This window comes from Gracilibacillus sp. HCP3S3_G5_2, assembly GCF_052063305.1.
GTDB lineage: Bacteria > Bacillota > Bacilli > Bacillales > Amphibacillaceae > Gracilibacillus.
Genome location: NZ_JBQHXU010000002.1, coordinates 410,441 through 421,756, shown reverse-complemented (window position 1 = coordinate 421,756; position 11,316 = coordinate 410,441). Strand labels below are relative to the sequence as shown.

General features: G+C 36.9%; 10 protein-coding genes, 1 other RNA gene and 2 pseudogenes. 8 read left to right on the top strand and 5 right to left on the bottom strand.

Translation table 11 applies throughout. From position 1 onward, the window contains the following. Positions 1-4 precede the first annotated feature (4 nt). On the top strand, positions 5-1,291 hold the full coding sequence (gene eno, locus ACTNEP_RS04590) for a phosphopyruvate hydratase (protein WP_441160510.1): 1,287 nt from the start codon (positions 5-7) through the stop codon (positions 1,289-1,291). Between the two features lie 500 nt (positions 1,292-1,791). On the opposite strand, the gene ptsP is transcribed toward eno, so the two are convergent. From ptsP to ACTNEP_RS04575, 3 genes are all read right to left on the bottom strand, one after another. Continuing rightward, positions 1,792-3,507: a phosphoenolpyruvate--protein phosphotransferase gene (gene ptsP / locus ACTNEP_RS04585; protein WP_441160509.1), complete on the bottom strand. Its 1,716-nt coding sequence runs from the start codon at positions 3,505-3,507 to the stop codon at positions 1,792-1,794. 7 nt (positions 3,508-3,514) lie between these two features. Beyond that, on the bottom strand, positions 3,515-3,784 hold the full coding sequence (locus tag ACTNEP_RS04580) for a phosphocarrier protein HPr (RefSeq protein ID WP_441160507.1): 270 nt from the start codon (positions 3,782-3,784) through the stop codon (positions 3,515-3,517). Between the two features lie 102 nt (positions 3,785-3,886). Beyond that, entirely contained in the window at positions 3,887-4,834 is a 948-nt protein-coding gene (locus ACTNEP_RS04575; RefSeq protein WP_441160505.1) for a lysophospholipase, read from the bottom strand. 108 nt (positions 4,835-4,942) lie between these two features. Here ACTNEP_RS04575 and secG point away from each other — a divergent pair, with 108 nt between their 5' ends. From secG to ACTNEP_RS04545, 6 genes and pseudogenes are all read left to right on the top strand, one after another. Beyond that, positions 4,943-5,173 (top strand): preprotein translocase subunit SecG, encoded by a 231-nt coding sequence (secG, locus tag ACTNEP_RS04570; protein WP_441160503.1) that lies wholly within the window; start codon positions 4,943-4,945, stop codon positions 5,171-5,173. Between the two features lie 177 nt (positions 5,174-5,350). After that, positions 5,351-6,091 carry an alpha/beta hydrolase gene (locus tag ACTNEP_RS04565; protein ID WP_441160502.1) on the top strand — a complete coding sequence of 247 codons (741 nt, stop codon included), beginning with the start codon at positions 5,351-5,353 and terminating at the stop codon, positions 6,089-6,091. 127 nt (positions 6,092-6,218) lie between these two features. Beyond that, complete coding sequence (rnr, locus tag ACTNEP_RS04560; protein WP_441160501.1) at positions 6,219-8,501, top strand: ribonuclease R; 2,283 nt, start codon at positions 6,219-6,221, stop codon at positions 8,499-8,501. A gap of 209 nt (positions 8,502-8,710) precedes the next feature. Next, positions 8,711-9,175 carry an SsrA-binding protein SmpB gene (smpB, locus tag ACTNEP_RS04555; RefSeq protein ID WP_441160499.1) on the top strand — a complete coding sequence of 155 codons (465 nt, stop codon included), beginning with the start codon at positions 8,711-8,713 and terminating at the stop codon, positions 9,173-9,175. Between the two features lie 128 nt (positions 9,176-9,303). Next, positions 9,304-9,666, top strand: a transfer-messenger RNA (tmRNA) gene (ssrA, locus tag ACTNEP_RS04550). 231 nt (positions 9,667-9,897) lie between these two features. Next, a pseudogene (locus tag ACTNEP_RS04545) lies at positions 9,898-9,978 on the top strand (transcriptional regulator); the annotation flags it as partial. 58 nt (positions 9,979-10,036) lie between these two features. On the opposite strand, the pseudogene ACTNEP_RS04540 reads toward ACTNEP_RS04545, so the two are convergent. Together ACTNEP_RS04540 and ACTNEP_RS04535 are read right to left on the bottom strand one after the other, a co-directional pair. Next, positions 10,037-10,190: pseudogene (locus tag ACTNEP_RS04540) on the bottom strand (IS1595 family transposase); the annotation flags it as partial. Positions 10,191-10,208: 18 nt separating this feature from the next. Next, positions 10,209-10,325: a biofilm-forming protein gene (locus ACTNEP_RS04535; protein ID WP_441160498.1), complete on the bottom strand. Its 117-nt coding sequence runs from the start codon at positions 10,323-10,325 to the stop codon at positions 10,209-10,211. 489 nt (positions 10,326-10,814) lie between these two features. Between ACTNEP_RS04535 and ACTNEP_RS04530 the strand changes: the two genes are divergently transcribed. Further along, a complete protein-coding gene (locus ACTNEP_RS04530) occupies positions 10,815-11,186 on the top strand; it encodes a hypothetical protein (RefSeq protein WP_441160497.1) in 372 nt (123 codons plus the stop codon). Positions 11,187-11,316 lie beyond the last annotated feature (130 nt).

The following is an 11,316-nucleotide window of genomic DNA, read 5'->3' as shown; positions in this document are numbered from 1 at the left end:
CATTATGCCTTACATTACAGATGTTTATGCACGCGAGGTATTAGATTCTCGTGGTAACCCAACAGTTGAAGTGGAAATTTTTACTGAATCAGGAGCTTTCGGTTCTGCACTAGTTCCAAGTGGTGCATCTACTGGTGAACACGAAGCAGTGGAATTACGTGACGGTGATAAAGACCGTTACCTAGGAAAAGGTGTATTAAAAGCAGTAGAGAACGTAAATGAAGTAATTGCACCAGAATTATTAGGTATTGACGTTACTCGTCAAGTTGTTATCGATCAACTTTTATTAGAGCTTGATGGTACAGAGAACAAAGGAAAATTAGGTGCGAATGCAATCCTTGGTGTATCGATGGCAGCAGCACATGCAGCAGCTGATTACTTAGGTGTACCATTATACACTTATTTAGGTGGATTCAACGCAACTACGCTTCCTACACCAATGATGAACATCCTTAATGGTGGAGAGCATGCGGATAACAACGTAGATATCCAAGAATTTATGATTATGCCTGTAGGTGCTCCAACATTCCGTGAAGCACTTCGTATGGGTGCTGAAGTATTCCACAGCTTGAAAAAAGTATTAAGTGGAAAAGGCTACAACACTGGAGTCGGTGACGAAGGTGGTTTCGCACCTAACTTAAAATCTAATGAAGAAGCACTTTCTACAATCATTGAAGCAATCGAAGCTGCTGGTTACAAACCAGGAGAAGAAGTGAAACTTGCAATGGATGTAGCATCTTCTGAATTCTATGAAGATGGTAAGTACAACCTTAAAGGAGAAGGCGTTGTCCGTACTTCTGAAGAAATGGTTGCATGGTATGAGGAAATGATCAACAAATACCCAATCGTATCTATCGAGGATGGTTTAGATGAAAACGACTGGGAAGGTCACAAGCTATTAACTGACCGCATCGGTGATCGTGTACAATTAGTAGGTGACGATTTATTCGTTACAAATACGAAACGTCTTGCTCAAGGTATCGAGCAAGGAGTAGGTAACTCAATCCTTGTAAAAGTGAACCAAATCGGTACTCTTACAGAAACTTTCGAAGCGATCGAGATGGCAAAACGCGCTGGTTACACAGCAGTTATCTCTCACCGTTCTGGTGAAACAGAAGATGCAACAATTGCAGATATCGCTGTTGCAACTAACGCTGGTCAAATTAAAACAGGTGCACCATCTCGTACAGACCGTGTGGCGAAATACAACCAATTACTACGTATTGAAGATGAACTTGTTGGTACAGCAAAATACGCTGGAAAAACAGCATTCTATAACCTAAACAAATAAGGTTACTAGCTTAAAACAGCACCCAATGGCGGGTGCTGTTTTTGTTTTAACAACAAAACTAAGAGAGAAGTAAGAGGATTTGTTTAATAAAAGGAGATAATCGACAAAACTAAGAGAGAAGTAAGAGGATTTGTTTAATAAAAGGAGATAATCAACAAAACTAAGAGAGAAGTAAGAGGATTTGTTTAATAAAAGGAGATAATCAACAAAACTAAGAGTGAAGCAAAAAGATTTGTTTATAATAGGAAATTAACTACACTCCCTAAATAATATCTAAGGAGCTTCATACGTACTATGGTTAATGAGTTGATCAAAGGAAATATCTATGTACACTTGTAAAAAAATGTGCGAAAGAACTTATTAGCAGAAAAGGGCTACAAAAAACTTTAGTTATGACTTGCAATATTTTCCTGTTCACTTTAGAATATTTGTTAAGGCTTTCATTAAGGAACCAGTATAAAGAATAAACGACCCAGAATAACTTCTGAGTCGCTTCAACATTATTGATTCGTTTTTTTGCGGATGAATGCTTCCACTTCATCTGCTGTGTCCATACTTAACAGTTGATCCTTATAAGAAGCTAATTCTTCTTTTGAAAGGTCTTTAATTTGCGTACGAGCAGGTAAGATAGATGTAGCGCTCATACTGAACTCATCTAGTCCTAAACCAAGAAGAATTGGAATCGCGATCGAGTCACCAGCCATTTCTCCACACATACCAGCCCATTTACCTTCTGCATGTGCTGCTTCAATCACATTGTTTACTAGATTAAGTATTGCTGGGTGATATGGTTGGTATAAATAGCTCACACGTTCATTCATACGGTCAGCTGCTAATGTATATTGGATTAAGTCATTTGTTCCAATACTGAAGAAGTCAACTTCTTTTGCAAATTGACGAGCAATTACTGCTGTTGAAGGAATTTCAACCATAATACCGACTTCGATATTATCCGATACTTCTACCCCTTCTTTGCTCAAGTTGTCTTTTTCTTCAAGTAAGATAGCCTTTGCTTGACGGAATTCGTCTAACGTTGCAATCATAGGAAACATAATTTTAAGATTTCCGAATGTACTTGCACGAAGTAGTGCACGTAATTGTGTACGGAAAATATCATCACGTTCTAGACAGAGACGAATCGCACGATATCCAAGGAATGGATTCATTTCCTCGGGTAATTCTAAATATGGTAATTCTTTATCTCCACCAATATCTAATGTACGAACAACTACAGGCTTGTCTCCCATTTGTTCTAAAACAGATTTATAAGCCTCAAATTGTTCATCTTCGGTTGGTAGTTCGTTTTTCCCCATATATAGGAATTCTGTCCGGTAAAGACCGACACCTTCACCACCATTGTTCATCACACCTTCCACATCCTCAGGTGTACCAATGTTAGCTACTAATTCAACATGAGTGCCATCTTTTGAAATGGTAGGCTCATCTTTCAATTTAGCCCATTCCTGTTTTTGTTGTTCAAAACTTTCCTGTTTCTGGCGATAACTATTGATTTCATCTTCTGTCGGGTTGATGATGACTTTACCATCGATACCATCTACAATTACCATATCGCCTTCTTTAGCTGATGTGGTAATTTCCTTTGTCCCAACCACTGCTGGTATTTCCAGTGAGCGAGCCATAATAGCTGAGTGAGAAGTACGACCGCCGATATTTGTGGTAAATCCTTGCACAAATTGTTTATTTAATTGTGCAGTATCTGACGGTGTTAAATCCTCTGCAATAACGATTACTTCCTCATCAATTAAAGCCGGATTTGGAAAGGAAACTTCTAGTAGATGTGCCATTACTCTTTTGGTAACGTCTTTGATGTCTGCTGCACGTTCTCTCATATATTCATTGTCCATGTTTTCAAACATTTGAATAAACATTTGTGCCGTTTCGTTTAATGCAAACTCTGCATTAACTTGCTCCGTCTCAATTTTATCCTTAATTGGATTGATGAGCTCAGGATCACTAAGGACTAATAAATGGGCAGAAAAAATTTCCGCATGCTCATCACCTAAAGAGATACGTGCATGTTCCTTAATTTTTTCCAGTTCAGATTTCGAAACGTCCAGTGCCTTCGTTAAACGTTCTACTTCATTTGTTGTATCATCTATTTTCTTTTTGTCAAAAGAAAGGTCTGGAATAGCCAGTTTATATGCTTTTGCAATCGCTATTCCATTTGATGCTGCAATACCTGTTAATTGACTCATCTATGAATTACTCTCCTAGACCTTCTGATTTGATTACGTCGACAACTGCATCAAGTGCTTCTTGCTCATCAGAGCCATCAGCAACGATCTTAATTTCTGCACCTTGAGGAATCCCTAGAGACATAACACCCATAATTGATTTTAAGTTAATGGATTTACCGTTATATTCTAAGCTCATATCAGATGCAAAGCTGCCAGCTTTATTTACTAATACTGTTGCTGGACGTGCGTGAACTCCTGTTTCATCTGTGATTGTTACTGTTTTTTCTACTGCCATAAAGAAAAACCTCCTAAAAATAATTTTACAGATAGAACTACAACCTAATTTTACTCTTTCTTTAGGTTATATTTCAAGGGAAATTAAAAAGTAACATGCTTATTATAAAGATAGTGTAAAGCCATGACAAGCCATTTGCTTTTCAATCCATGTGACAATATCGTGAAAAATCTCCAATTTGTTAGTTTCGTTCAATATTTCGTGTCTTGCGTTATCATATAAATGGTAGTCAACAGTCTTCATACCTATGGAACGGTAGAATGCTACAGCTTTATGAATACCTTCTCCATATTGTCCAACAGGATCTTCTTTGCCACTTACAAAATATACTGGCAAATTCTTTGGAATTTTCTCTGATTTATCTTTCGTTTGGATTAATTGTAATCCGGTATACAGATCATAAAAAAACTGATTCGTCGGTATAAAGCCACACCATTTATCTTCTTGATATTTTTCTACTTCTTTTGGATCTGAACATATCCAATCAAAAGGTGTTTCATTATCTGTATGTTTGTTATAGCCGAAAAAAGTAAGATTATTCATTAATTTTGCTTCTGCATTTTTTCCTTTGAAATGACAAATAGCCTTAGTCATTTGTCTAGCAGTTTTTAGCAATCGAGTTGATTGAAAACCAGTCCCAACCAGAATGACTCCTGATAAGTGATTTGGTGCTACCATCATGTACCTTCTGCTAATGAAGGATCCCATACTGTGCCCAATTAAAAAAATGGGTGTTTGAGGATATTTTTGTTTAATCATTTCTGTTAATTCGATACAATCTTGGACGACACGATCAAAACCATTTTCTTCAGCAAAATAACCAAGTGCATTTGCATTTTCTCCAGTTTTACCATGACCTCGATGATCATGTCCATAGACAGTTATGTCATGTTGTGTCAAATAGGTAGCAAACTCGCTATATCGCTCAATATGTTCTACCATGCCATGGGCGATTTGTACGATTGCTTTTGGTGAAGAAGTACTGTGCCAGCATTTTACATAAAGCTCATGTTGATCAGCTGTACGAAACCAGAATGACTGATTTGGCATTCTTAATCACTCTCCTTCCTTTTAGAATTAGTAAAAAATTCTTGCTATTTAATACACTTTTTGCTACATTGTAATTATGTATTTGTACGTCTAAGGGGGGTTTGCAACATGTTAACCGTTGCAATGACTTTGTTAATTATTGATGCCATCGTTTTAATCGTATTTGTATTATTACAATCCGGTAAGAGTGCAGGACTATCTGGAGCAATTTCAGGTGGTGCAGAGCAATTATTTGGAAAGCAAAAAGCAAAAGGTATAGATGCTGTATTGCACCGTGGGACAATTATAACTGGTGTGTTACTATTTGTCCTGACATTTGCTATTGCTTATTTATTATAATTCAAAATCGGATAAAAAAATAGCATCATTTAACATCCTTTGCAAAGTGCAGAGGATGTTTTTGTTTAAAGATAAGAATGCGGAGAGGTATAATAGGGAAATATACATTAATAGATAAAGAAAACGAGGGCAGTAGTCATTTGACGACTGTTCTACCTGAAAGGAGTATACATAGAGATGAAAATGAAGCAACCGGAACCATTTATGTTTGAAGGGGACAATCGTGCGGTATTATTATTACATGGATTTACTGGACATTCTGCAGATATGAGAATGCTTGGTAGATATTTAAACAGTGAAGGGTATACATGTTATGCGCCAATTTATCGTGGGCATGGTAAATCACCTGAGGAATTAATAGGTGTTACAGCTGACGATTGGTGGGAGGACGTCAAGGAAGCATATCAACATTTAAAAGACAAAGGCTACCAAAAAATTGTAGTAGTTGGACTTTCACTTGGGGGAGTTTTAGCTTTACGACTAGCTGGGAATACTCCTTTACAAGGTGTCGTAACGATGTGTTCACCAATGTTCTTTGATAATGAGGAGCAATTAACGATTGGCTTCCGCAAATTTGCTAAAGAATATAAACAATTAGAAGGTAAAGAAGCAAACATTATTGAACAAGAGGTTAAGCAATTACTAGAAGATTCCAAGGGACTATTTAAGGAAATTGAAACGTCGATTACACGGGTTAAAGAAAATATTGACATGATTTATACTCCAACCTTAGTTGTACAAGCAACAAAGGATGAGATGATTAATCCAGATAGTGCCAATTATATTTATGAAAATGTGGAAACGGATCATAAACAAATAAAATGGTATGAGAATGCTGGACATGCCATCACATTCAGTAAGGAAAAAGATCAATTACATCAAGATGTTGCTGCATTTTTAGAATCTCTTAATTGGTAATAGCTATACTAACTTATACAAGCAAAAAGTGTCGTTAGAAACTTAATGAGTGGACCGAGCAAGACAAGTTTCTGGCACTTTCCTATTATTACACAGTAATAACCAAAAAAGAAAAAGAGGTGAGGATATGGAATCACTGCAACAACAAATTTTAGATTTTTTTAATGAGAATGCTACAAAACCACTTTCCGTTCAGGAAATAGAAGAAGTTTTAGGACTCGAAGATGCCGAACAATTTACCGAATTGATGAAAGCTCTGAACGATCTTGAATATACAGGTGAATTAATCCGTACTCGTAAAAATCGATATGGTTTACCAGAAAAAATGAATTTAATCCGTGGTACCATCCAAATGCATGCGAAAGGATTCGCATTCTTAATTCCAGACGAAGAAGGGCTGGAGGATGTGTATATTAATCATGCAGATTTAGCTTCTGCAATGAATGGTGACAAGGTTTTTGTCCGTGTTGATCGGCGTGATGATGACGGAAAAAGAGCAGAAGGTGTCGTTGTAAGAATCATTGAGCGTTTCACGAAAGAGATTATTGGTACTTACGAGGATAATGGTGCATTTGGTTTTGTTATCGCAGATGATAAACGAATTCCTAATGATATTTTTGTACCGAAAGGAGAAGCAAAAGGAGCGGTAGACGGCCATAAAGTAATCGTGGAGATAACAAAATACCCTGAAGGTCGCATGAGTGCAGAAGGAAGGGTAATGGAAATTCTGGGTCATAAAAATGATCCTGGTATGGATATCTTATCCATCATTTATAAAAATGGTATTGCCATTGATTTTCCTCCGGAAGTACTAGAGCAAGCGGAAAATATTTCCTCGGAAATAGCAGAAGAAGATTTGAAGGCGCGTCGTGATCTAAGGGATGAAACGATCGTTACAATTGATGGCGCCGACGCAAAGGACTTAGATGATGCCGTAACAGTGAAAAAGTTAGAAAATGGTCATTACAAACTAGGGGTATATATTGCCGATGTTACCCATTATGTAGAAGAAGATTCACCGATAGATAAAGAAGCGTTTGAGCGTGGAACAAGTGTCTATTTAGTTGATCGAGTCATTCCGATGATACCTCATCGTTTGTCAAATGGTATTTGCTCATTAAACCCTCAGGTAGACCGCCTAGTGTTAGGTTGCGAAATGGAAATCAATCCAAAAGGAGACGTAGTAAATCACGAAATCTTCCAGGCAGTCATCAAAACGACCGAGCGAATGACTTATAAAGCAGTAAACCAGATACTAGTTGACAATGATCAGGAAACAATAGACCGTTATGAATCACTTGTACCGATGTTTAGAGAGATGGAGGATTTAGCTGAGATTCTACGGAGAAAACGATTTGGACGTGGTGCGATTGATTTTGATTTTAAAGAAGCACAAGTACTAGTAGATGATAAGGGGAAAGCCCAGGATGTCGTGATTAGAGAACGTTCTGTAGGAGAACGGTTAATCGAAGAGTTTATGCTGTGTGCCAATGAGACAGTAGCAGAGCACTTTCATTGGATGGATGTACCGTTTATACATCGTATTCATGAAGACCCAGATCCAGCTAAACTGCAGACATTTTTTGAATTCATTGCAAGATTCGGATATGTGGTGAAAGGGACATCAAATGAAATTCATCCACAAGCATTACAAAATGTGTTAGAAGAAGTAGCGGGATCAGATGAAGATATGATAATTTCCAAACTGATGCTACGGTCAATGAAACAAGCGAAGTATGATCCACAAGGAATTGGTCATTTCGGGTTAGCAACGGAGTTTTACACCCATTTCACTTCTCCAATTCGAAGGTACCCGGATTTAATTGTTCACCGTTTAATACGAACATATCTCATTGAAAATAAACTAGATGAACAGACGAGACAGCACTGGAAAGATAAAATGCCAGTAATTGCAAAACAGGCATCACTCAAGGAAAGAGCTGCCGTAGATGCGGAACGAGAAGTAGATGACTTGAAAAAAGCGGAATTCATGCAAGATAAAATCGGAGAAGAGTATGAAGGTGTCATTAGCTCAGTGACTAATTTTGGTCTATTTGTAGAGCTTCCAAATACAGTGGAAGGTCTTGTGCATGTAAGTTATTTAACAGATGATTATTATCATTTCGATGAGAAAGCTTATGCCATGATCGGGGAAAGAACCGGAAATGTATTTCAAGTCGGTGATGCGATCACCATAAAGGTTGCTCAAGTCAATTTAGATGAACGTGCTGTTGATTTTGAGATTGTCGGAATGTTACCCAGAAAAAACAAACCTTCCAAGGAAGGAAAAGTCATTCATGCAAAGCGTGGTAATGGCGAGCTAAAGAAGACTGCCAAAAAATCGCAAAAAGCAGGGACGACGGAAAAGAAAAAGAAAAAAGGACGGAAAAAGAAGAAAAATAAAAAATAAATACTGATGCAGCTGGATGATACATTGAATACAACATGTGTTGATAAAGTTTTATTATAGAACTGATTCCAGCTGCTATCTGTTGGAAGATTTGGTTATCATTCATCTTACTTTTTAGCTTATTCATTTAAAAAACTTTGATTAACCATTCGCACGTTTCTCATTTTTTTGTTAAAATAAGCTTTACGTAGCAATAGGAGGAACGGAATATGGGAAAAAATGATGGAAGAGTTATTGCGCAAAACAAAAAAGCCAATCATGATTATTTTATAGAAGAAACTTTTGAAGCTGGACTTGTGCTCCAGGGAACGGAAATAAAGTCAATTAGAGCTGGACGAGTCAATCTAAAAGACAGTTTTGCAACGATAAAACAAGGGGAAGCATATATCCATAATATGCATATATCTCCATATGAGCAAGGTAATCGTTATAATCATGAGCCTACCCGAGCTCGTAAATTATTATTGCATCGTAAACAAATTGATAAGTTAATTGGCGAAAGTCAGCAGGCAGGATATTCGATCATCCCTTTGAAGGTCTATATTAAAAATGGTTTTGCAAAAGTACTAATTGGCTTAGGTAAAGGGAAAAAGAAATATGATAAACGGGAAGATTTAAAACAAAAACAAGCAAAACGTGATATGGATCGGGCTATCAAAGATAGGGTGAACTAAATTTTACCAATTGCATTATCTTGAATTCCATATAATTTATGTTATAATGGAAATATCGGCAGGACATCTATAACTAAATAAGAGTGAGTAAGATTACTCTTGTCCGTGTGCCCTTATATAGTATATATGGGGACGTTACGGATTCGACAGGGGTAGATCGAGCTCAGGTTGCGCGTCGAGGTTACGTCTCGTAAAACGTTAACGCCAATAATAACTGGCAAAGAAAACAATTACTCTTTAGCAGCTGCCTAAGCACTGTTAAAGGATCCTTCCTACCATCGCCCATGTGGTAGATTGAAGGGTCTCACTTATTAGTGGGCTACGCTGCTATCCTCCGTCTGTGGATCGGCAGAAGAGATTAATCAGACTAGCTACTCGGACGCCTGTTGGTAGGCAGAAGAGATAGTGAATACGTAATATACCAACTATGCGTGTAGACGCCTGAGTGACGATATCCTTGGACGTGGGTTCGACTCCCACCGTCTCCACCAATACATAATTGGTGGTTTTTTTATGCGATGAATTATAATAGAAAACTTTCGATTTTAGGTTCTCATATACAAACCTCCATCGAATAACATTTTTTACAAGTTCCTTTCTTAGTTATTCTGAGATAAGAATAGATCACCTTCAAAATATAGAATATCTCTTTTTTCTTTTTGATACTTAGTATAAAGGAGCTTTTAAACTTATCTAATTTGTAACAAATCCTTTTATATACTAAATATGATCCAACCTTACAGTTAGCTTTTAACTTAGCTTCTGTCTTGAATACAACTGTTGATGAATTGTTTATCCATTAAAACTTCTAAGACCTCTATGCTTGAATGGAGATCTTTTTTATGCACTTTCAAAGATTTCAGTTGCTGTATCTGTACATAACAAAGCAGACGGGTGAATATACTCACCCGTCTGCTTTTACACAACCCGTTCCTGCTTTTCTTGCAATTAGATTTCAGTTTCGGTCTTATCCCACCACAACAGCGACTTTGAGGTTAGAAATTCCTCTTTTATTCCTACCCACAGCAAGGTATTATCTACGTTTTTTATTTTTTTGCTTTTTATTATTATCGGTTTTAAAGGCCGTTTCGGATTCGTGATCTTTTCTAACTTGCTCAATACTTGAATTTTGAATTCCTTTCTTTGCCATGTTTTTCACCACCTTTTTTATCAATCATCCTTAAATTTCCCTAAGTACTGTACAACCATTCATATCTGGAGTTATCTCACCAGGGATACATCATCTTTTATGTCAAGGTATAACGTCCCATCTTTCTGTATCTAAGCAAAAATAGATCGGACATATCATTCACTCCAGCTTGTTTCAACTGTCATTCCAGCCAATTTTCGTCTAGGTTTAATTTGCTAAGTTTGACTTGTGGATCTTCCTGTCAGAAATAACTTCTGTAGCTATAGGGAATGGTGCTGTTTTTACCACCTGGATATGCACACAAGAAATCCAGATATAATTCTAAGTGTAATTTCAGTAAAATCCATATGAAGACCCTTTGCCCAATTTATTGTGTTAAAAAAATACTCTCTTAAATTACCCTGAATTGTTTATTTTTAACAACTAAGCAAAGGAATTGTATATAATAAAATAGGTGATAACAATGGAGATACCTGAAAGGAGGAGAAGATGATAGCTTACCATGGTGCTAGATTAGTTCTAGGTATTATCTTTCTGGTCGCTGGTTTGAACGGTTTTCTGGTTGTATTTGGTATTGAGCCTGTTATTCCAACAAGTCCTGAAGCAATGGTGTTATTTCATTTTAGCTATTTACTAGTGGTGGAAAAGTCATTGGAAGTGATTTGCGGTTTATTACTATTGATGAATCGGTTCGTTCCATTAGCTTTAGCAGTTTTGACACCGATTACAGTTAATATTCTTTTGCTTCACATCTTTGTAGATCCTTCATTACTTATCTTGGCGATAATAATAGTTATCCTACAAGGATGGTTATTATATCACTTTAAAGAAAAGTTCAAAGTGTTCTTGGAGAGTCGGTAATTCCTTTGACTTACGTCCCCCTAAAACGGTCAGTTGGATAGTCCCGCCATGTTTATTTGCTTCGTTTAATATAAAGAACTATTCGGTTTATACTTCTAGCGGAGATAACTCAAATTGACGTAATGCTTTA